A 19,358-nucleotide genomic window follows, 5' to 3' on the forward strand; every position below is an offset into this window, starting at 1 on the left:
TTGGGATTACACCAGTAGTGTGTTTCGCTTCCGTAGAAGCTCAAAAGAAAGTTATAGAAACACCATACCCAGAGTATCAATTGTAAGCGTCGTCTCAGCACCGTCTGGCAGATCCTGATATTCCTGAGAGGATAGTGGACACCAAATATGGTGGACGCTATCCATGAAATCATTAACCGCAGTGCGTAAAAAAAGCCCTAATTATCCCGTTGAGTTCAAAATCAAAATGGTTGAACTCTCGCATCGACCAGAGATCTCCGTAGCGCAACTCGCTCGTGAGCATGGGATCAACGATAATTTGCTGTTCAAGTGGCGCCAGTACTGGCGCGAAGGAAAACTACGTCCTCCTTCAACAACAGAAAACAACGTGCCTGAGCTGCTCCCGATAACAGTTGATACCGAAGATGTTGTCCCTGCAACCTCCCCCCGGTCACAACCTGTAGCTGCTGCGGCACCTGAATCACTCAATATCAGCTGTGAAGTGACGTTCCGGCACGGATCACTCCGTCTGAATGGTGCCATCAGCGAAAATATCCTGAACCTGCTGATACGGGAGCTCAAACGTTGATCCCATTACCATCAGGGACAAAGATCTGGCTGGTCGCTGGCATCACCGATATGAGAAACGGCTTCAACGGCCTGGCGGCAAAGGTGCAGACGACGCTGAAAGACGATCCGATGTCAGGTCACGTTTTTATCTTCCGTGGGCGTAATGGCAGTCAGGTAAAGCTCCTCTGGTCTACCGGCGATGGACTGTGTCTGCTGACCAAACGGCTGGAGCGCGGCCGCTTCGCCTGGCCGTCAGCCCGGGATGGCAAAGTGTTCCTCACACCGGCACAGCTGGCGATGCTCCTTGAAGGTATCGACTGGCGGCAGCCTAAAAGACTGCTTACGTCACTGACTATGTTGTAGGCCTCTTTATCCTGGTCGACGCTGAATGAGCCTGGTAATATACCCGGTATGAACAGCTTACTTCCTGACGATATCGATGAACTGAAACGTCTCCTTGCCGAACAGGAGGCGCTGAACCGTGCCCTTCTGGAAAAGCTGAACGAGCGTGAACGCGAAATAGATCACCTGCAGGCGCAACTGGATAAGCTGCGCCGGATGAACTTCGGCAGCCGCTCCGAAAAAGTCTCCCGCCGTATCGCGCAGATGGAAGCCGACCTTAAGCAGTTGCAGAAAGAAAGCGATACCCTTACCGGCCGGGTGGATGACCCGGCCGTGCAGCGCCCGCTGCGGCAGACCCGTACCCGCAAACCGTTCCCTGAATCACTTCCCCGTGACGAAAAACGGCTGCTGCCGGCAGCGTCATGCTGCCCGGAATGTGGTGGTGCGCTGAGTTACCTGGGTGAAGATGCCGCCGAACAGCTGGAGCTGATGCGCAGCGCCTTCCGGGTTATCCGGACAGTACGTGAAAAGCATGCCTGTACTCAGTGCGATGCCATCGTGCAGGCCCCCGCGCCTTCACGTCCCATCGAGCGGGGTATCGCCGGACCGGGGCTGCTGGCCCGCGTGCTGAGTTCAAAGTATGCAGAACATACCCCGCTGTACCGGCAGTCAGAAATATACAGCCGCCAGGGTGTGGAGCTGAGCCGCTCACTGCTGTCGGGCTGGGTGGATGCATGCTGCCGGCTGCTGTCACCGCTGGAAGAGGCGCTTCAGGGCTATGTCCTGACCGACGGTAAACTCCATGCCGATGACACCCCGGTCCAGGTGCTGCTGCCGGGCAATAAGAAGACGAAGACCGGGCGGTTGTGGACGTATGTTCGTGATGACCGCAACGCTGGATCAGCAGTCGCGCCGGCGGTGTGGTTCGCTTACAGCCCGGACAGAAAAGGCATCCACCCTCAGACCCATCTTGCAGGGTTCAGTGGTGTGCTGCAGGCCGATGCGTACGCCGGGTTCAACGAGCTGTACCGCGATGGCCAGATAACGGAAGCCGCCTGCTGGGCTCACGCCCGCCGTAAAATCCACGATGTGCACGTCCGCACACCGTCGGCGCTGACGGATGAAGCCCTGAAGCGTATCGGCGAGCTGTATGCCGTTGAAGCGGAGATAAGGGGAATGCCGGCGAAGCGACGCCTTGCAGAACGTCAGCAAAAAGCTAAACCGCGGCTGAAATCCCTGGAAAGCTGGCTGCGTGAAAAGGTGAAAACGCTGTCGCGACACTCAGAACTGGCGAAAGCGTTCACGTACGTACTGAACCAGTGGCCGGCGCTGGCTTACTATACTGACGACGGCTGGGCCGAGGCAGATAACAACATAGCTGAGAATGCGCTACGGATGGTCAGCCTGGGCCGCAAAAACTACCTGTTCTTCGGTTCGGATCATGGAGGAGAGCGGGGAGCGCTGCTGTACAGCCTGATCGGGACATGCAAACTGAACGGAGTGGAGCCAGAAAGCTACCTCCGTCACGTCCTTAACGTCATAGCGGACTGGCCGATAAACCGGGTCAGCGAACTACTCCCCTGGCGCGTAGCACTGTCAATTGAATAACGCATCCCCGTCAATACGGTTCTCGCTGCACGCTTACTATCAATTAAGAAACCAAGGTCAGTGAGGTATTAGGCTGCATAGTGGTATATTACGTTCCCACACAACTTAACTGACACACTGGAATGATGCTTTTATAAACTACCTATAGATGGGATGGTCTGGAGGTGACAAATTGCCAGGTCTGGAGTTCTTCTGTGACCATAAGAAATGTTAACATAATGTTAATTAAAAGTCAATCTAAATGTTAACGGACACACAAAAACCCCTGAGAAGGGGTAATTGATTACTTACTCAGCAAGGATGGAGACCAGCCAGCATTGTGTGACTGAGACTGCCAGCCGCCACCTGTGGCTTGGGTCTGCATCATCTTAGTATCGAAGTAGTCTTGCGTAGCTTCCAGACTAACCTTTTTGATAACGCCATCAGGCATGGTCACATCAACACTAGCTGATGCAAGAGTGATAGGGTCAACGGTTACACGAACATCAACCGCCTGCTGAACTGCTGTACCAGTAGAACCATTGTAAGCACCCGGAAACATTGGTGCATTCATAGCCTGATTCCAGTTACCCTTAGCTTCGTCATACAGATTTTCAACTTCAGTAAACAGTTTATCAGCCCACGAACCCTTGATGGTATTGCCACCGTGAGTGGTTTCTGTCCCATCTTTACCACCCCACCCCATGTATTTTGCAAAGGATGGAATCAGCTTATCAAAGACAAGGTTACCAACCTCAACAGCAATCACAGCACTGGTAGCAACAATAGAGGCTTTACCGATAGCGCCAGCAATACGACCACCGACACCAGCAGCACCTACCACACCAGCGCCAGAGCCTAAGATTTTGGTGATAGCACCAACACCAAGACGTGCGGTCAAACTCACGATAAGCAAATCAGCAAAGTCATTGAAGATGATGTAGCCCCCTGAAACACCGGACAGTAGCTGTATCTCCAGATAAGAGATAGGCTTGAATATATGTCTAACACTAACGCCAATTTTGAGATGACCGGGATCCTGTTAGGGCAAGAAGTCCGTAAACGTAAAACTCCTCAGGAGAAGATCGCCATTATCCAGCAGACGATGGAGCCGGGTATGAATGTCTCCCATGTCGCCCGCCTGCATGGTATCCAGCCCAGCCTGCTGTTTAAGTGGAAGAAGCAATATCAGGAAGGCAGCCTCACCGCCGTTGCGGCTGGAGAGGAAGTCGTTCCTGCTTCTGAGCTTACTGCTGCTCTGAAGCAGGTCCGGGAGCTTCAGCGCCTTCTGGGCAAGAAAACGATGGAAGTTGAGATCCTGAAAGAAGCCGTGGAGTACGGTCAGTCGCGAAAATGGATAGCGCACGCGCCCTTGTTGCCAAAGGACGGGGAATAGCCATGGTCAGCCGGACCATGGGCGTGTCGCGTGCGCAACTGTCACTGCGGATTAACCGTTCTGCCGACTGGCAGGACAGGCGCTGTAACCGGCGTAATGAAGAAGCAGACGCAGAAATACTGTCGGCTATCCTCAACATTATCAGCGATATGCCGAGTTATGGTTATCGACGCGTGTGGGGCATCCTGCGCAAGCAACGTCGCACAGAGGGACAGCCACCTGTGAATGCCAAACGGCTTTACAGGATAATGAGCGAGCATAACCTGTTGTTGTTGCATCACAAACCAGAGCGACCGAAGCGTGAACATAAGGGCAAGATAGCGGTGGCAGAAAGCGATATGCGCTGGTGTTCAGATGGCTTCGAGTTCGGCTGCGACAACGGCGAAAAACTGCGGGTAACGTTCGCGCTGGACTGCTGCGACCGTGAGGCCATAGACTGGGCAGCAAGCACGGGAGGCTATGACAGTTCGACCGTGCAGGATGTGATGCTGAGGTCGGTGGAAAAGCGCTTCGGCGACAGGTTGCCCGACACAGCGGTGCAGTGGCTGACGGATAACGGTTCAGCGTATACCGCGTATGAAACGCGGAGGTTCGCGAGAGAGCTGAATCTGGAGCCCTGCACAACAGCGGTGAGCAGCCCGCAGAGTAATGGCATGGCCGAACGGTTCGTGAAAACGATGAAAGAAGACTATATCGCGTTCATGCCAAAACCGGATGTGAGAACAGCACTGCGAAACCTTGCAGTAGCGTTCACGCATTACAATGAAAACCACCCGCACAGCGCGCTGGGATATCACTCCCCGAGGGAATACCGGCGGCAGCGGACATCGTTAACTTAAGATACAAAAGCTGTTCGGAGATGGAGGGTCAAGATCAGCAAAGTCATTGAAGATTTTACCGACTGTCTTCAGGGTTTCCTTCAGCGGTTCTGGCATCCACTGGTAAAGGGCTTGCCACTTCTCATGGATGAGCTGACTGTATCCGTCAATGTTCATTGCCACTGAACCGAACATGTTGCTGAGTTCGGTCAATCTGTCCATGAACCAGCCGATAGCATGACCTGCTGTACGGAATGTACCAGAGTTGGCTTTGAGGTTATTGGTCAGTGACTCAAGGAGCCCTTTGAAACCGTCACTGTACGATTGATACATGACATCCTGAGCATCTTTCTGAGCGGAAGTATATCGCCCCAAGGTTGCAATCATGCTTTTCATGGCCTTGTCAGCAGCACCAGTCTGTTTATTCAGGAGTTCCATCGCCTGAACCATCATCTTAGCCGACTTAGCGCCAGACATTGATTTGAGAGCCTTCAGCATATCACCAACATTCTTTGTCTTGGTGAGTTCCTGAAGAGGCTTAACGATGGCTGGGGCTGAGTTCACAACCTGCATCCAGTCCTGACCCTTCAGATGGTCTGATGCTGCAATCTGCGGTAAGACGTAGTTCAATCTACCGATAGCCTGATTATCCATCCCGGTCTGGTGACCGAATACTGATTCTGTTTCGAGTAACTTTGGAATATCAGCATCTTTGAAGATAGAGGCGGGTAACGTCTGCCTAAGGATAGCGGCTTGTTGCTGTGCCTCAGCTTTGTCCATACCAAACCTGTTAGCATAGTCATTAACTTGCTCGGTGATACTGTCTGTATTTTTGCCATAAGCAGACTGGAGCATGACCTTAGCCTGAGCACGTTTCATACCCTCCTGAAGAGAGTCCTGAAAGAACTGCATCGCTTTCTGTAGGGCAAAGAATCCAGCAATCACACCAGAGATAGGAGACAGCAGACCTTCAAACCTACCACCAGCATTCATAGCTGTTAAACGCTCCTGTGCTCGTGCCTGTGACGCTGCACGTACACCCTGAGCAAACTCATAGTTAAGAGAGCGCAAGCCTGTACGGAACGACTGAAGGTCGCCAGATGCTACATGCTGGTCACGTAGTGCGTTGAGGCGTGATGTATACTCTTGCGCTCTCTCTGGTGTGCGTAGCGCCATATTCCCGTAGAAACCTGATGTGGTATTACGGTGAACAGCATCATTAATACGAGCCTGACGGTTAGCCAGAAGGTCACCAGCAGATTGACGTGTACGAGGGTTATAAACTGGTGGTTCAACGGGCAACCTGATACGCATGTTACGGGCAATCTCACGCCCTACTCTACGGGCTGCATTAGTACCTTCTTGTTCATATTGACGGAAGAGACCAGCCCCACCACCTTAGACTGGCCCCATGAATCTCCAGACAGTTGGTATCACTTAAATTAGTGATAGTCTTAATACTAGTTTTAGACTAGTCGTTGGAGTCCGAATGATTGATGTTCTAGGTCCAGAGAAGCGCAGACGGCGCAGCGTTCAGGAAAAAATCGCCATTGTTCAGCAGAGCTTTGAGCCCGGCATGACCGTGTCGCTGGTCGCCCGTCAGCATGGCGTTGCTGCCAGTCAGCTGTTCCTGTGGCGTAAGCAATATCAGGAAGGCAGTCTCACTGCGGTTGCCGCAGGTGAACAGGTTGTACCCGCGTCGGAGCTGGCATCTGCAATGAAGCAAATTAAAGAGTTACAGCGCCTGCTGGGCAAAAAAACCATGGAAAACGAGCTGCTGAAAGAAGCCGTTGAATATGGCCGACAAAAAAAGTGGATAGCGCACGTGCCCTTGTTGCCGGAGGATGGCGAATAAGCCTTGTCAGTCGTTGCCTCCGGGTCTCACGTGCGCAACTGCATGCCATGGCCCGTCGGTCGAAGGGCTGGCAGGATCGTCGGTGCAAGCGCAAGCCTGATGATACTGAAGCGCTGGCTCGTATCCATACCGTTATCGACGATCTGCCCACCTATGGTTATCGTCGTGTATGGGCACTGCTGCGCAGACAATCAGAAACTGACGACATGGCGGTGATCAATGCCAAACGCGTATACCGCATCATGCGTCAGAATGCGCTGCTGCTTGAGCGTAAACCGGCAATACCGCCCTCGAAGCGGGCGCATAGAGGGAAAGTGGCCGTTGGAGAAAGTAACCAGCGGTGGTGCTCCGACGGCTTCGAGTTCAGCTGTGATAACGGTGAAAAACTGCGGGTCACGTTCGCGCTGGACTGTTGCGATCGCGAGGCACTTCACTGGGCGGCAAGTACCGGTGGATATGACAGTGAAACCGTGCAGGACGTCATGCTGGGTGCAGTAGAGCGTCGCTTCGGTAACAGGCTGCCGACATCCCCCGTTGAGTGGCTGACAGACAACGGTTCAGCCTACCGTTCTCATCAGACGCGTCAGTTCGCCAGAATGGTAGGACTGGAGCCAAAACATACGGCGGTACGTAGTCCAGAAAGCAACGGAATGGCGGAGAGCTTCGTGAAAACGATGAAGCGCGACTACATCAGCATCATGCCAAAACCTGACGGGTTAACAGCGGCAAAGAACCTTGCGGAGGCCTTCGAACATTACAACGAATGGCATCCGCACAGTGCACTGGGATATCGTTCTCCACGGGAATATCTGCGGCGGCGAACCAGTAATGGGTTAAGCGATAAAAAGTGTCTGGAAATATAGGGGCCAATCCACACCTCGCACGTTAAACGCCTGTGTAAGCGATTTATTGACACGACGAGAGGTAGCAATAGCATTCTGTTCAAAACGCTTTAGAGAGCGATTTAGACCCGCTGAGCGGTCACGATTGAAGGTTCTGTTAAGCGTGGTTTCAATCTTCTGAGCGTGTTGACCTACAGCTTTTTCAAGTTTGACTAAGCCGCGCATAACAGTTTCTCGGAACCCTAGCTCGACGACAAACTCGTCTACTACATATTTACTTTCTGACATTGGTAACCTTATCACCAACGACAGCAAGGTTTAGCTTTGCAAGGTCATCAGGTGTGAAGTGATTGGGATAGCGGATTGGTAGCTGGTGGATATACTTCAGCATTTCTTGATTGAGGGGGAAGGATAAACGCCATAAAAGGAGCGGTGATAATGTCATTCATGCTTCCCCCTTTCTCTCAGATACAGAACCCCAGCCGCCAGCAGTCGTAATTGGTCATTAATTTGATTGATTGGGATTCTTGCTTCTTTCAGGGTGACAGATTCGACCTCAGCGATGGCAGACAGTAGCGATGATGGCAGTTGCTTCACCTCATCACTAAGCTGTCGGAGTTCTTTTAAGATTGGGTTAATACGAGGGCGACCATGACCAACGGACACAGTATTACCTTTTTTGAATTGTCCAGAATTGGTCATTGGTATACCTTATTTGAATAATTTACGAGCCTCAGCAATCAAATCTAATTCTGCTTTAACTGTTTTGGTGAATTGAGCCTGTTTAACCTGAGCAGCCTTACGCTTAGCGACAGCCTGAGACATGGATTTTTCATATTTAGCCTCAGCGTATGCGATAGCATCAGATGTCTTCGCAAAATCGGTAATAGCATTGAAGCCATTAGGCCACATAATCACACAAAGGCGTGATGTTACTTCAGATGGCGCTACAACATCTTTCACCGTGTAGCCGTCAATGTTGAACACACCGCTTTTCAGTGCTTCCGTGTAGTAATACAAGTTCTCACAGTAGAAGCGCTTGATGAGTGGCGTACTGTTGGCGTATTCAGCCTGAAGCTGGAGCTTGATGGTGTCTTTGGATTGCTCCAGATACTCCACCTCATCACATGCACGTGCAACGGCATCCTGTAGCTCCAGCAGTCGAGGGTAAGCAAAGTCTTCTACGGCAATCTGACGGGCTGTAGGCGCAAGGTGTCGGAAGCTATCAATGGTAACTACGTCGTCAGGGAGTGCCTGACGGGCTTCAAACTCTGCCATTTCACGAGCCTGTTTATGCTTGATGTTATCCAGTGGGTCGTAATCAGGTTCAGAGGAATCCACCTCATTAGGGATAAACTCAGGCAGACCGTTTGCACCAGTACGCCATTTACCATCACCGGGTACAAGTTTGATACCTGAGGTGACTACAGGCTTGTAACTACCAGCATCCATAAAGGCACTGGTGGTATCGTTTTTAATTGCATCAAATGCAGGGTTGATAGAAGCCATTATTTGTTCTCGTTATTGTAAGGTTGCTGGCGCAGAATGGAATGTTGCAGGTGATGGAGTGGCCTGAGCCTTGGCAATCATACCGTCAAGGTTAGAGCGGATTGTTCCGTACCACTCCAGAGCCTGACCACGTGCCAGTTCTTCAGATAACCCACCAGCAACGAAAGTTTCTTGCAGACTGGTGATAAGAATTTCTGGGTTACCGTAGATACCATTCATCACGGCAGAAAAGGATGCTTCGTTAAAATCAACGGTGAAACCATTCTTCTTAGGGTCAAATTTGGTAAACATTATCTATTTCCCACAAGAGACAAGAATCAGACCAAGGGAATCAAGTTGCTTAACAACAGCATCCAGAACATCCTGAGCATCATCGGTAGCACCAGTCAGGCCAGTGCAGGTGAACTTACCACCATCAAATTCGACACCCTCAAAACCATTGGTCTCAAGAATGGATTGGCGCAGATGTGACACCATATTAGGCACTTCAACCAACATTGCAGACTTCAGGTCAAGAAAGTTTGTCGTTAACTGACCAGCAGCAATAGAGGAAGCAGCAGACAGCATCACGCCAGCAATCTTTGCAGCATCATCAACCACTTTTAAGGTTACCGCCTTACCGCTGGTATCGGAGAAAGCACCGATAAACTGTGATGAGTCAATAGGAACCTCAACACGAGACACACGATTAGGTGATGATGGTTCGGAGATGATGAAATCCAATAGAGGTGCTCGCGTGTACACCGTGTAAATGCCTTTGGATGCATCGCCCAGCTTAATTTTATCTTGGTACATTATTTGGAATCCTTAGACATCAGGGCAAGAACCGCCAAGGTGAAAAGTAGTGTTGCATAGAAGGGAATTTGTTCAATCATTGTGAAAACTCAGATTACGTCTGTTATGCAAAGACCACCAAATACGCATGAACGAACAAGAACGGGCGTATGGGGTTTTGCACCTGTGGAGAGCAGGATTTGATAGACTTTGCGTAACAGACTGGATTTAGAGGATAGGTCAAGGGATTGCAACCAAGACCTATGAAATACTCGGATAGAGTTGCATTTACTTCAGCAGGGAGGCTAATCCCATGTAGTAATGGTAGCATTATTTTAACATATTTGCAACCGTTTATTAACAAATTAAACGAAGTCCATACCACACATCAGTTACCCTGAAAAGGCAAATCGTGCCATTGCATTATATTAACGCTCGATACAAAATTAAAAATGTGCTAAGATAAAGACCTATCTGTAAAGGTTACTGAGAAGTTCGGTTTACCTCTGTTTAGATAGTTGGTTAACAGTTCTGGTCACCATGCGATTAGATGTCATAACACGAAGTGAAGACATCGGTTTTAAGTGTGACCAAACACTTAACAGATTATTTTTAAAAGGTGTTTTAACCTTTTCTTCCCGCTCTCATCGCGGGGAATCAGTTTGCACTGTTAAGTTGCATTTTAAGAATTCTGAGAAGACCCCGTATCGGTGTAAGCTGGTGCGGGGTTTTTCGTTTATCTGATATGGAGCATATGAGATGGGTCACATGAGTTCGTACAGCAAAGCAGAATTACGATTACAGCCCGGTGGCTGTGGGGTAAATATTGGCGGGATTTCTACTGCTATGTGTGGCGACCGTCAACCGGATATGGAAGCGTGGCTTTACCCTGCCTGTAAACAGAAATGGGAAGAGGCGCTGAAGCAGTATCACGAACAGAAGGGTCAGAAATGAGTCATGATGCTGAAATTATCGCCAATGCTATTGCAGCATTGAAGCCAGCACCCGACTACCTGAAGGACTATTGGTTACCAATATTCACTATGTTCTGCTCTGCTCTTCTCGGTGGGTTAGTTGCTATCCGCATCAACAGAGGACAAGAACTCCAGCGTACCGCAAAGGATAACTTTGCCACAGCAAACCAAACGTTCATTCTCGCGCATGAGTGCCTGAATAATCTCATCGCTATCAAGTCAAACTACGCTGGCAACATAACATGGGGTGAACCTCTGTACAGGGCTATCGCTTACCCGACAGTGTTAGCCAAGCTGGAAGAGGTTGCTTTCACCGCTACAGGATTTTATTTCATCAGGGCTGAACCAACAGCTAACAAATCATTGTTCGAAAAAACATCGAGATGGGTAAAGTATCGCTTATTGCGCATGAAGCCCAAAGCACCTAACCCTGATGCTATTGCTATGACGTGGCGAAATACAGTCAGGATTAGCTCAATGTTCGGAAACTACAATCAGGTGATGATGTATCTCCGGGCCAGAAATGAAATCGGCGAGTGGGTAAAAGAACCTCTGTCACGTATGGACTTTGGCAATAAACAGAGCTTCCTTGAGTTGCCTGAGATTATCGGTGCTCCAATGACAGCCAAATATGTAAGCATCACAGAACTCACTATTGCGCTAACTGACCATGTAATCAAAGAGTTGTATTCTTTCCTAATGAACTTCCCTGACATAGCTGAAAGCAACATTGAATTGAGCAGAATCAGGGATTGGGGGACGCTACCACGATACAAGAACGATAAACCATTGTTCTTGAAATGCCTTGAACCGACTCCAGCACCTGATTTTGCAAAGTTAGCGAAGTATACGGGTCTATCGGTGGAAGAAGCACAGAAAAGGCACAGCTTTAGTGATTGGGGCTGAAGTAGCCCCGTTACATTCTCGCCTATTCATACGGGCTAATCGTCTGTTTCCGCTGGTGGTCTTCTCCACTCTTCAGCCATCTCATCCTGCACCCACTCAGGCCAAATATGAGCAGGTGTCGTAGCGGCATCTGCATCTGTGAATGAATGCTCCTGCGAATCGAGCAAGCTGGCAATATCAGCAAGGCGGGAACCATCGACAACGTATGTCAGCGGGTAGTTGTTCAGCTTCACGCCATTGTGCAGAGTAATGTCACAGGTTTTATTTTCCGTGTTCATCCGTATCTCTTTGATGACACGTTTGATGATGATTTGAGCTTCTGTACGGTCTTTCTTCGTTGTCAGGTCAAGGTGATTAATCGTCGCTAACTGGCTGGATGCTTCCCGCTGGTGGACATCAGATATAGAGCGCTCTGCTTCTTTGATTTGTTCGTTCAGTTCTCGTAAACGCTTGGCTGAGGACTCAATATCACCAGAAAGTTCTGCCAGCCTCAGAAGGTTGTCTCTGCGTGTGGTTAGCTCATCCAGTTCAGCCTGTAACGCACCTACAGCCGAATCTTTGCCAGTGGTTAGAGAAAGCCTGTTCGTGTTGTACAGAAGCCCCTGCACCAGTGCCCGGTCAGTCTGTAGACGACTAAACCCTTTTGCATCACATCGACCTTCGGCTTTCATCGAGCATCTGTAGTTACCGCTACGTTTATCCGTGACACCAGAAACTATCATGATAAAACCGCATTTCGAGCAGCGCATAACGCCTTTGAAGAGGTTTGTAAGCAGAGGCTTATCAGATGATGGCTTACGTCCTGAACCCTGCTTGAGTTGTTGTACAGCGTAGAATTGCTCATCTGTGATTATGGCGGGATAGTAGTTCGGTATCTCTGCGACACCTTTCACAACCATAGATTTTGACGGTACTTTGTAGCCAATCACAGCCCGGTTGCTCAGTAGTTCAGTGATTGATGTTTGAGACCAACCACCCTGTACGGGTTTGTACTGGTTGAGCGTGAAGAATCCCTCTTCGTTCATCTTTGCTGCAATCTTGGCGTGTGCCATACCTTCAAGACGTAGCTGGAAGACACGCTGTACAGCTTTAACATTCTCTGGGATATGTTCAAAATGTGACAGGTCATCAGACGCTCTCAGCCACGCTACACAGCGTTTTGACATGATTTGACCAGTCTGTACGGCATGGTCACGTTTAGCAGCCCACACAGAGCGTAGACGCGTTGATTTCATGGCTGATTCTTCATGAGCACGTTGCATCACCAGAATTGCCTTTATCATACTCAGTGGGTCTTTCAGGCTCTCTTTCGTATACCAAGAGCTATCTACGAGGGTCACCACATCTACGCCAGCCCTGAGTATCTTCCTTAGTTGCTCCCCTGCTGCGTCAATATCTTGACGGCTTACCCTGTCCAGTGATTCCACTAGCAGAACAGAACCCGGTTCGATATAGCCCTTTTCTACAGCAGCAAGAAATTCAGCAAAGTCTCCCGACTTAGCATTTGCCCCAGAGAACCCACTGATACCTAAATCTTGGAATTTTAGTGAATCGTCCAGATAGTAATCGGGGTTACGGCTCAACCAATCGTTGATATACTTGGTTTGCCGCTTGGTTGAGTCGCCAACGGATTGATTCTTAGTAGAAAATCTTATGTACGAGATAGCTTTCTTCATCTGGCTAAGTCTGCATCATCAGGAATATTGGAAGTGTATCATAAGACAGGTGTAATTCTCGATAGCCGCCCGGTGCATGCCGCAGTGGCACATAACGCAGCCGTGATAGAAGCTCAGCGCAAAAAGCCCAAAGTGCCGGTACACGCCGTCGTCACCGCCAGCCAGCCGATGGTGCGCTTTATCGGCAGCGATAACATGGCGCAAAATCTGGCGATGTTTACGCCATGGCTGGAAAAGTTGCCGCAGTGGCAGCAGACCACCACGCCCTACCTGTTCCTGCACACGCCGGATATTGCTCAGGCGCCGGAGCTGGTCGATACCCTGTGGAATACGCTTCGCGCCGCCCTCCCCGACCTCGGCGATGCGCCGGCAATTCCACAACAATCTTCTCTTTTCTGACGTTCCTACCTATGATAATGGGTGCCATCTGCCAACAGAAAGGGAGTTTGTATGGTTAGCGCGCTGTATGCCGTCCTGGCGGCATTGTTGCTGATAAAGTTTTCCTTTGATGTCGTTCGTCTGCGTATGCTTTACCGCGTTGCCTACGGCGACGGAGGGTTTAGCGAGCTTCAGAGCGCAATCCGCATTCACGGCAATGCGGTGGAATATATTCCGATTGGCGTTGTTCTGCTGCTGTTTATGGAAATGAACGGTGCCGAAACCTGGATGGTACATATTTGCGGCCTGCTGCTGCTCGCCGGGCGCCTGATGCACTACTACGGTTTCCATCATCGGCTGTTCCGCTGGCGCCGTTCGGGAATGAGTGCAACCTACATTTCACTGTTGCTAATGGTGCTGGCGAACCTTTGGTATATGCCGTGGGAGTTGGTTTTCTCCCTTCGTTAGCGCACAATACGCCGTTTTTATTTTTCCGGATGTCACCTTATGTCTGACCGCGACACGCTATTTTCTGCCCCGATCGCCCACCTTGGCGACTGGACTTTCGACGAACGGGTAGCCGAAGTCTTCCCGGATATGATCCAACGTTCCGTACCGGGCTACTCAAATATTATCTCCATGATTGGCATGCTGGCCGAGCGCTTCGTACAGCCGGGTTCGCAGGTCTATGACCTGGGATGCTCGCTGGGCGCGGCCACGCTTTCTATTCGTCGCAACATCGCCCACGGCGACTGCCGCATCGTTGCCGTTGATAACTCCCCGGCGATGATCGAACGCTGCCGCCGCCATATCGATGCCTACAAAGCGCCGACGCCGGTCGACGTCATCGAAGGCGATATTCGCGATATCGACATTCAAAATGCCTCCATGGTGGTGCTGAACTTCACCGTTCAGTTCCTCGAGCCCGCAGAACGTCAGACGTTGCTCAATAAAATTTATCAGGGGCTGAATCCGGGCGGCGCGCTGGTGCTGTCGGAAAAATTCAGCTTCGAAGACGCTACCGTCGGCGAACTGCTGTTCAACATGCATCATGACTTTAAACGGGCTAACGGCTACAGCGAGCTGGAAATCAGCCAGAAGCGCAGCATGCTGGAAAACGTCATGTTAACTGACTCCGTTGAAGTGCATAAAGCGCGTCTGCGCCAGGCCGGTTTCGAACACAGCGAGCTGTGGTTCCAGTGTTTTAATTTCGGCTCTCTCGTAGCGCTTAAGGCGGGTAGCCCGGCATGATCGAGTTCGGTAATTTCTATCAGCAAATCGCCAAAAGCCCCCTTTCTCACTGGCTGGAAACGCTGCCCGCACAGATTGGCGCCTGGCAGCGCGATCAGCACGGGCTGTTTAAACAGTGGTCCAACGCGGTCGAGTTCCTGCCGGAAATCCAGCCGTGGAAGCTGGATCTGCTGCACAGCGTCACAGCCGAGAGCGAAACGCCGCTCAGCGAAGGTCAGATCAAACGGATTGACACCTTGATGCGCAACCTGATGCCGTGGCGCAAAGGGCCGTTTTCGCTGTACGGCGTCAATATCGATACCGAATGGCGCTCCGACTGGAAATGGGATCGCGTCCTGCCGCACCTGTCTGATCTGAGCGGTCGAACCATTCTTGACGTGGGCTGTGGCAGCGGTTACCACATGTGGCGGATGATCGGCGCGGGTGCCCATCTGGCGGTTGGCATCGATCCCACCCAGCTGTTCCTGTGCCAGTTTGAAGCCGTGCGTAAACTGCTCGGCAACGATCAGCGTGCGCATCTGCTGCCGCTCGGCATTGAGCAGCTTCCGGCGCTGAAAGCGTTTGACACCGTCTTCTCCATGGGCGTGCTCTACCATCGCCGCTCGCCGCTGGAGCATCTCTGGCAGCTTAAAGATCAGCTGGTAAACGACGGTGAACTGGTGCTGGAAACGCTGGTGGTTGACGGTGATGAAAACACGGTGCTGGTGCCGGGCGACCGCTACGCGCAGATGCGTAACGTTTACTTTATTCCCTCTGCCCCTGCGCTGAAAAACTGGCTGGAAAAATGTGGGTTTGTCGATGTGCGTATCGTCGATATGAACGTTACCTCAACCGAAGAACAGCGTCGTACCGAATGGATGGTCACCGAATCGCTGGCCGATTTCCTCGACCCGAACGATCCGACCAAAACCATCGAAGGCTATCCTGCGCCGCTGCGCGCGGTGTTGATTGCGCGTAAACCGTAATCGTTTTGCCTGACTACAAATCGTAGGCCGGATAAGGCAAAGCCGCCATCCGGCAATCAGCGCGACGCTGACCCTGCCAATAAAATACGATGGCGAAAAAAAGGCCCCTGTTTAATGGGCAGGGGCCTGGTACAAGCAAGCATCATATTGGGCGATATGACGCGCGGTAAAAAACAGTTAACTACTCATGACGCGCGACGATCGCACTCATTGCGGCTACGGCCGCACCGTCGACGGCATAACGTGAATACTCATCAGCGTCAGGATCCGTTGACATTGACAGTCCGGGATTGCGATAACGCATTTCGGAGGGCAACCATTGCCCGGCTGAACTGTGCACTTCTTTGACGCCTGCTTCCAGGAAGAGCGAAAGGTTGCTCGCCCTCACACCTGCACCCGCCATAACGGTTGGAGTACCCTCTCGCGCAATAAGTTCCCGAATTAATGAAATACCTTTTTCGGCCGACGGCTGCTGACCAGAAGTCAACACCCGGGAAACGCCTAAATCTGCCAATACATCAGCGGCTTGCAAAGGATTGGCACACATATCAAACGCGCGGTGGAACGTCACCGCCAGCGGCCCTGCCGCTACCATAATTTGCCGCATACGCGGCACGTCAACCTGCCCTTCGGGGTTGAGCACGCCAATCACAAAACCGGGGTAGCCCAGCGAGCGAATCTGACGAACGTCTTCCAGCATGGCGGCAAACTCACCGTCGGTGTAGCAAAAATCGCCGCCGCGCGGGCGGATAATGGGATGCACGGGAATCGTCACCCGCTGGCGCGTCGCTCTCAGGACACCGTACGACGGCGTCAGCCCGCCCTCCAGCGGCGCGGCGCACAGTTCAATGCGATCGGCCCCGTTCTGCTGCGCGATCACCGCGCATTCCGTGCTGTAACAGCAGATCTCCAGCAATGCCATGTTTCTCTCCGTTTTTCTCCAGCGTCCGATGATGCCATCGTTACGCGCGCCAGACCCCGCGTTAGCTCACATTGTTACACTGCTTGTTCGCTGGCAACGATTTCTTCGAGGGTCCATGGATGAAATTTCACCGTTACGTGGCCATCGGTGATCGCCATAGTGGGGTTTGGCAGGCGTTCGCGTTCGCCTTTCGGCGAGCTGGTTTTGACCGATATTCCCGGCTGACTCAAACCCTCGTCGGACAGCAGCGCCAGCGCCCGCGCGTTGAGCTGCTCAGGCTCGCCCGGCAGAACAATCTCAATATGCTCCCAGCCTTCGTGCGGGTAGCGCTTTTCACCCGGCCACGGCAGCTCAACCACCGTAAAGCGCCAGTGCGCAACGCAAACCGGCTCATCGAGTTTAAACAAGCAGATAGGACGCCCGTTGATGAGGTTTTCCGACAGTAACGTACCGCACTGCTCGAAACCGGCACGCCAGCGCTCGGCGGTGGCGTTTTGATGACAACGCAGGGAAATGTGGTCGGCATTGAGCGGCGCGATATCGAGCCCCAACCGTTGCGAAAGCGCAGTGAACGCCTCGGTAAAGCGCGGAAGGTCCGCGGAAATATCCTGTAGCTGCGCGATAGTCTGCCAGTTTGCCATTTCAGCCCTACTCTTATCTGATGAAAAGGCTAATCTACCCTGTTGTGGGCGCTGAACCAACCGACGAGGCGGACAAGCGGTCAATCCCTGCTCAGGCGGCGTTGGGCCAATGCTGACGGCATCGGGCAAATGCAGTATACTCCCGCCTTAATTTATCCACACCCGGCGCTGCACCCCGCGGGCAGCAGCGTCTAAAACGTAAGGTATTCCGGTGAATATTCAGGCTCTTCTCTCAGAAAAAGTCAGTCAGGCCATGATTGCGGCAGGCGCGCCTGCCGATTGCGAACCGCAGGTTCGTCAGTCAGCAAAAGTACAGTTCGGCGACTATCAGGCCAACGGCGTGATGGCGGTTGCGAAGAAACTGGGCATGGCGCCGCGACAACTGGCAGAGCAGGTACTGTCTCATCTCCAGCTTGATGGCATCGCCAATAAAGTGGAAATCGCCGGGCCGGGCTTTATCAACATTTTCCTCGATCCGGCGTTCCTCGCCGAGCACGTTACGCAGGCGCTGAAAAGCGAACGTCTGGGTATCGCGCAGCCGGAGCCGCAGACGATTGTCGTTGACTACTCCGCGCCAAACGTGGCGAAAGAAATGCACGTGGGCCATCTGCGTTCAACCATTATCGGCGACGCGTCGGTCCGTACCCTGGAGCTGATGGGTCACAAGGTTATCCGCGCCAACCACGTCGGCGACTGGGGCACCCAGTTCGGGATGCTGATTGCCTACCTGGAAAAACAGCAGCAGGAAAACGCCGGTGAAATGGCGCTGGCTGACCTCGAAGGTTTCTATCGTGAAGCCAAAAAGCACTACGATGAAGACGAAGCCTTTGCCGAGCGCGCTCGCAGCTACGTGGTTAAACTGCAGGGCGGCGATGAATACTTCCGTAAAATGTGGCGCCAGCTGGTCGACATTACCATGTCCCAGAACCAGCTGACCTACAACCGTCTGAACGTGACCCTGACCCGCGATGACGTCATGGGTGAAAGCCTGTATAACCCCATGCTGCCGGGTATTGTTGCCGATCTGAAGGCCAAAGGGATGGCGGTCGAGAGCGAAGGCGCAACCGTGGTGTTCCTCGACGAATTTAAGAACAAAGAAGGCGAGCCTATGGGCGTCATCATCCAGAAAAAGGATGGCGGCTACCTGTACACCACCACCGATATTGCCTGTGCGAAATACCGTTATGAAACGCTGCACGCCGATCGCGTGCTGTACTACATCGACTCCCGTCAGCACCAGCACCTGATGCAGGCATGGACCATCGTGCGTAAAGCAGGCTACGTGCCAGACAGCGTTCCGCTGGAACACCACATGTTCGGCATGATGCTGGGTAAAGATGGCAAGCCGTTCAAAACCCGCGCCGGCGGTACCGTGAAGCTGGCGGATCTGCTGGACGAAGCGCTGGAGCGCGCGCGTCGCCTGGTGGCGGAGAAGAATCCGGATATGCCGGCAGACGAGCTGGAAAAACTGGCCAATGCCGTCGGCATCGGTGCGGTAAAATACGCCGATCTGTCCAAAAACCGCACCACCGACTACGTGTTCGACTGGGACAACATGCTGGCCTTTGAAGGCAACACCGCGCCGTATATGCAGTATGCCTATACCCGCGTACTGTCTGTGTTCCGTAAGGCCGAGCTGGAAGAAAGCGCCATCGTTAACGCCGCCGTGAACATTACCGAAGAACGTGAAGCGCAGCTGGCCGCGCGCCTGCTGCAGTTCGAAGAAACGCTGAATGTGGTTGCTCGCGACGGTACGCCGCACGTCATGTGCGCATACCTGTACGATCTGGCGGGTCTGTTCTCTGGCTTCTACGAACATTGCCCGATCCTCTCCGCAGAGAGCGAGGCAGTGCGCAACAGCCGCCTGAAGTTAGCGCTGCTGACGGCGAAAACCCTGAAGCTGGGCCTCGATACCCTGGGGATCGAAACCGTCGAACGTATGTAATTTCCGTTCCCCCAAAAAGCCCGCGCCG

General features: G+C 52.1%; 21 protein-coding genes and 1 pseudogene. 12 read left to right on the forward strand and 10 right to left on the reverse strand.

What is annotated here, in order from left to right; translation table 11 throughout:
- Positions 1–163 precede the first annotated feature (163 nt).
- From tnpA to tnpC, 3 genes are read left to right on the forward strand one after another with little or no spacing between them, the layout of a single operon-like run.
- A complete protein-coding gene (gene tnpA / locus H7R58_RS13670) occupies positions 164–568 on the forward strand; it encodes an IS66-like element accessory protein TnpA (RefSeq protein WP_182934388.1) in 405 nt (134 codons plus the stop codon).
- A complete protein-coding gene (tnpB, locus tag H7R58_RS13675; RefSeq protein WP_000612626.1) occupies positions 565–912 on the forward strand; it encodes an IS66 family insertion sequence element accessory protein TnpB in 348 nt (115 codons plus the stop codon). Before tnpA ends, tnpB begins: the two co-directional genes overlap by 4 nt.
- A 48-nt stretch (positions 913–960) precedes the next feature.
- Positions 961–2,499, forward strand: a complete 1,539-nt coding sequence (gene tnpC / locus H7R58_RS13680) for an IS66 family transposase (RefSeq protein WP_115074996.1) — start codon at positions 961–963, stop codon at positions 2,497–2,499.
- Between the two features lie 283 nt (positions 2,500–2,782).
- Here tnpC and H7R58_RS13685 read toward each other — a convergent pair whose 3' ends face one another.
- Entirely contained in the window at positions 2,783–3,394 is a 612-nt protein-coding gene (locus tag H7R58_RS13685; protein ID WP_182934389.1) for a hypothetical protein, read from the reverse strand.
- Between the two features lie 111 nt (positions 3,395–3,505).
- Here H7R58_RS13685 and H7R58_RS13690 point away from each other — a divergent pair.
- Positions 3,506–4,713 (forward strand): IS3 family transposase gene (locus tag H7R58_RS13690; RefSeq protein ID WP_089617520.1). Its coding sequence is split into 2 segments (ribosomal slippage): positions 3,506–3,827 and positions 3,827–4,713, totalling 1,209 coding nucleotides; the frame shifts between segments, so codons are not numbered across the junction.
- On the opposite strand, the gene H7R58_RS13695 is transcribed toward H7R58_RS13690, so the two are convergent.
- Positions 4,705–6,006: a hypothetical protein gene (locus H7R58_RS13695; RefSeq protein WP_182934390.1), complete on the reverse strand. Its 1,302-nt coding sequence runs from the start codon at positions 6,004–6,006 to the stop codon at positions 4,705–4,707. The genes H7R58_RS13690 and H7R58_RS13695 overlap by 9 nt on opposite strands.
- A 175-nt stretch (positions 6,007–6,181) precedes the next feature.
- On the opposite strand from H7R58_RS13695, the gene H7R58_RS13700 reads away from it, so the two are divergent.
- A protein-coding gene (locus H7R58_RS13700) for an IS3 family transposase (RefSeq protein WP_094333936.1) occupies positions 6,182–7,410 on the forward strand; the annotation gives its coding sequence in 2 pieces (ribosomal slippage) (positions 6,182–6,497 and positions 6,497–7,410; 1,230 coding nt in all).
- Here the strand turns inward: H7R58_RS13700 and H7R58_RS13705 are convergent.
- The 5 genes from H7R58_RS13705 to H7R58_RS13725 all read right to left on the reverse strand — a co-directional run bounded on the left by H7R58_RS13705 (position 7,381) and on the right by H7R58_RS13725 (position 9,693).
- The gene (locus tag H7R58_RS13705; protein WP_182934391.1) at positions 7,381–7,677 is read right to left on the reverse strand and encodes a hypothetical protein; all 297 of its coding nucleotides are present in this window, start codon (positions 7,675–7,677) and stop codon (positions 7,381–7,383) included. The genes H7R58_RS13700 and H7R58_RS13705 overlap by 30 nt on opposite strands.
- A gap of 153 nt (positions 7,678–7,830) precedes the next feature.
- Positions 7,831–8,091, reverse strand: coding sequence for a hypothetical protein (locus H7R58_RS13710; RefSeq protein ID WP_182934392.1), 261 nt, complete (start codon positions 8,089–8,091; stop codon positions 7,831–7,833).
- A 9-nt stretch (positions 8,092–8,100) separates the two neighbouring features.
- Positions 8,101–8,898, reverse strand: a complete 798-nt coding sequence (locus H7R58_RS13715; RefSeq protein WP_182934393.1) for a hypothetical protein — start codon at positions 8,896–8,898, stop codon at positions 8,101–8,103.
- A gap of 12 nt (positions 8,899–8,910) precedes the next feature.
- Entirely contained in the window at positions 8,911–9,189 is a 279-nt protein-coding gene (locus H7R58_RS13720) for a hypothetical protein (protein WP_182934394.1), read from the reverse strand.
- A gap of 3 nt (positions 9,190–9,192) precedes the next feature.
- Positions 9,193–9,693: a hypothetical protein gene (locus tag H7R58_RS13725; protein WP_182934395.1), complete on the reverse strand. Its 501-nt coding sequence runs from the start codon at positions 9,691–9,693 to the stop codon at positions 9,193–9,195.
- Between the two features lie 747 nt (positions 9,694–10,440).
- On the opposite strand from H7R58_RS13725, the gene H7R58_RS13730 reads away from it, so the two are divergent.
- Together H7R58_RS13730 and H7R58_RS13735 are read left to right on the forward strand one after the other, a co-directional pair.
- Positions 10,441–10,626 carry a hypothetical protein gene (locus H7R58_RS13730; protein WP_182934396.1) on the forward strand — a complete coding sequence of 62 codons (186 nt, stop codon included), beginning with the start codon at positions 10,441–10,443 and terminating at the stop codon, positions 10,624–10,626.
- Complete coding sequence (locus tag H7R58_RS13735; protein WP_182934397.1) at positions 10,623–11,552, forward strand: hypothetical protein; 930 nt, start codon at positions 10,623–10,625, stop codon at positions 11,550–11,552. The genes H7R58_RS13730 and H7R58_RS13735 overlap by 4 nt, the downstream gene beginning before the upstream one ends.
- Positions 11,553–11,587: 35 nt before the next feature.
- Here the strand turns inward: H7R58_RS13735 and H7R58_RS13740 are convergent, their stop codons facing one another.
- Positions 11,588–13,228, reverse strand: a complete 1,641-nt coding sequence (locus H7R58_RS13740; RefSeq protein ID WP_182934398.1) for a recombinase family protein — start codon at positions 13,226–13,228, stop codon at positions 11,588–11,590.
- 51 nt (positions 13,229–13,279) lie between these two features.
- Between H7R58_RS13740 and H7R58_RS13745 the strand changes: the two are divergent.
- The 4 genes and pseudogenes from H7R58_RS13745 to cmoB form a co-directional block, all read left to right on the forward strand.
- A pseudogene (locus H7R58_RS13745) lies at positions 13,280–13,627 on the forward strand (DUF72 domain-containing protein); the annotation flags it as partial.
- Between the two features lie 51 nt (positions 13,628–13,678).
- Positions 13,679–14,074 (forward strand): MAPEG family protein, encoded by a 396-nt coding sequence (locus tag H7R58_RS13750; RefSeq protein ID WP_182930417.1) that lies wholly within the window; start codon positions 13,679–13,681, stop codon positions 14,072–14,074.
- Positions 14,075–14,113: 39 nt separating this feature from the next.
- Positions 14,114–14,857 (forward strand): carboxy-S-adenosyl-L-methionine synthase CmoA, encoded by a 744-nt coding sequence (gene cmoA / locus H7R58_RS13755; protein ID WP_106927793.1) that lies wholly within the window; start codon positions 14,114–14,116, stop codon positions 14,855–14,857.
- Positions 14,854–15,822 (forward strand): tRNA 5-methoxyuridine(34)/uridine 5-oxyacetic acid(34) synthase CmoB, encoded by a 969-nt coding sequence (gene cmoB / locus H7R58_RS13760; RefSeq protein WP_182930416.1) that lies wholly within the window; start codon positions 14,854–14,856, stop codon positions 15,820–15,822. The genes cmoA and cmoB overlap by 4 nt, the downstream gene beginning before the upstream one ends.
- 181 nt (positions 15,823–16,003) lie before the next feature.
- Here the strand turns inward: cmoB and cutC are convergent, their stop codons facing one another.
- Both cutC and H7R58_RS13770 read right to left on the reverse strand, forming a co-directional pair.
- Positions 16,004–16,744 (reverse strand): copper homeostasis protein CutC, encoded by a 741-nt coding sequence (gene cutC / locus H7R58_RS13765; RefSeq protein WP_182930415.1) that lies wholly within the window; start codon positions 16,742–16,744, stop codon positions 16,004–16,006.
- A 74-nt stretch (positions 16,745–16,818) separates the two neighbouring features.
- Complete coding sequence (locus tag H7R58_RS13770) at positions 16,819–17,385, reverse strand: VOC family protein (RefSeq protein WP_106927799.1); 567 nt, start codon at positions 17,383–17,385, stop codon at positions 16,819–16,821.
- 211 nt (positions 17,386–17,596) lie between these two features.
- On the opposite strand from H7R58_RS13770, the gene argS reads away from it, so the two are divergent.
- Positions 17,597–19,330, forward strand: coding sequence for an arginine--tRNA ligase (gene argS / locus H7R58_RS13775; RefSeq protein WP_106927801.1), 1,734 nt, complete (start codon positions 17,597–17,599; stop codon positions 19,328–19,330).
- Positions 19,331–19,358 lie beyond the last annotated feature (28 nt).

Origin of the sequence: Klebsiella sp. WP4-W18-ESBL-05, assembly GCF_014169075.1 — a bacterium.
In the GTDB taxonomy this organism is placed as follows: Bacteria; Pseudomonadota; Gammaproteobacteria; order Enterobacterales; family Enterobacteriaceae; genus Kluyvera; species Kluyvera ascorbata_B.

What these genes read in the sequence shown, in the direction of transcription:
- tnpA (WP_182934388.1), top strand. Translation starts at nt 164, where the DNA reads ATGAAATCATTAACCGCAGTGCGTAAAAAAAGCCCTAATTATCCCGTT.
- tnpC (WP_115074996.1), top strand. Translation starts at nt 961, where the DNA reads ATGAACAGCTTACTTCCTGACGATATCGATGAACTGAAACGTCTCCTT.
- H7R58_RS13695 (WP_182934390.1), bottom strand. Translation starts at nt 6,006, where the DNA reads ATGCGTATCAGGTTGCCCGTTGAACCACCAGTTTATAACCCTCGTACA.
- H7R58_RS13705 (WP_182934391.1), bottom strand. Translation starts at nt 7,677, where the DNA reads ATGTCAGAAAGTAAATATGTAGTAGACGAGTTTGTCGTCGAGCTAGGG.
- H7R58_RS13710 (WP_182934392.1), bottom strand. Translation starts at nt 8,091, where the DNA reads ATGACCAATTCTGGACAATTCAAAAAAGGTAATACTGTGTCCGTTGGT.
- H7R58_RS13715 (WP_182934393.1), bottom strand. Translation starts at nt 8,898, where the DNA reads ATGGCTTCTATCAACCCTGCATTTGATGCAATTAAAAACGATACCACC.
- H7R58_RS13720 (WP_182934394.1), bottom strand. Translation starts at nt 9,189, where the DNA reads ATGTTTACCAAATTTGACCCTAAGAAGAATGGTTTCACCGTTGATTTT.
- H7R58_RS13725 (WP_182934395.1), bottom strand. Translation starts at nt 9,693, where the DNA reads ATGTACCAAGATAAAATTAAGCTGGGCGATGCATCCAAAGGCATTTAC.
- H7R58_RS13730 (WP_182934396.1), top strand. Translation starts at nt 10,441, where the DNA reads ATGAGTTCGTACAGCAAAGCAGAATTACGATTACAGCCCGGTGGCTGT.
- H7R58_RS13735 (WP_182934397.1), top strand. Translation starts at nt 10,623, where the DNA reads ATGAGTCATGATGCTGAAATTATCGCCAATGCTATTGCAGCATTGAAG.
- H7R58_RS13740 (WP_182934398.1), bottom strand. Translation starts at nt 13,228, where the DNA reads ATGAAGAAAGCTATCTCGTACATAAGATTTTCTACTAAGAATCAATCC.
- H7R58_RS13750 (WP_182930417.1), top strand. Translation starts at nt 13,679, where the DNA reads ATGGTTAGCGCGCTGTATGCCGTCCTGGCGGCATTGTTGCTGATAAAG.
- cmoA (WP_106927793.1), top strand. Translation starts at nt 14,114, where the DNA reads ATGTCTGACCGCGACACGCTATTTTCTGCCCCGATCGCCCACCTTGGC.
- cmoB (WP_182930416.1), top strand. Translation starts at nt 14,854, where the DNA reads ATGATCGAGTTCGGTAATTTCTATCAGCAAATCGCCAAAAGCCCCCTT.
- cutC (WP_182930415.1), bottom strand. Translation starts at nt 16,744, where the DNA reads ATGGCATTGCTGGAGATCTGCTGTTACAGCACGGAATGCGCGGTGATC.
- H7R58_RS13770 (WP_106927799.1), bottom strand. Translation starts at nt 17,385, where the DNA reads ATGGCAAACTGGCAGACTATCGCGCAGCTACAGGATATTTCCGCGGAC.